The organism is Proteiniphilum sp. UBA5384 (genome assembly GCF_002410825.1).
In the GTDB taxonomy this organism is placed as follows: Bacteria; Bacteroidota; Bacteroidia; order Bacteroidales; family Dysgonomonadaceae; genus Proteiniphilum.
The window spans coordinates 78,081-78,496 of the sequence record NZ_DHOS01000041.1 but is presented as its reverse complement, the minus strand read 5'-3'; the positions used below and the strand labels follow the sequence as shown (position 1 = coordinate 78,496).

General features: G+C 41.8%; 1 protein-coding gene. It reads right to left on the bottom strand.

Features of this window, described 5'->3' with window-relative positions:
- Window positions 1–173: 173 nt before the first annotated feature.
- The coding region (locus B4G81_RS08520; RefSeq protein WP_294081564.1) for a transaldolase family protein at window positions 174–416 on the bottom strand (243 nt) is incomplete at its 5' end.

Sequence of the window (416 nt, the reverse complement as noted above, 5' to 3'; positions counted from 1 at the left end):
AATGTACAAAAATATCGTATCTTTGCTCCCGTAAAAAGAGGCCCCGTAGCTTAGCTGAATAGAGCATCTGGCCACGGATCAGAAGGTTACAGGTTTGAATCCTGTCGGAGTCACCACATAAAACGCTGTCAAGTTTATTATTAAACTGATAGCGTTTTTTTATGATGATAGCTTCAAAAGCTCAAATCATATAGATGAGCACCATCATTTTCAAAATCCACTACACTCTTGTCCGTCATTGGATGCTTCAGTATAACCTCCAGCACCTGGTATGATACCGTTGCAGCATGGCATCCCACCATACTTACCCGATAAACCTGGTCCACATTCTTGAAACTGGCTCCCAACACTTTACTCTGGAGCCCATACGTCTTAAAGGTTTTTACAATATCCGATACCACATCAATACCATGGGA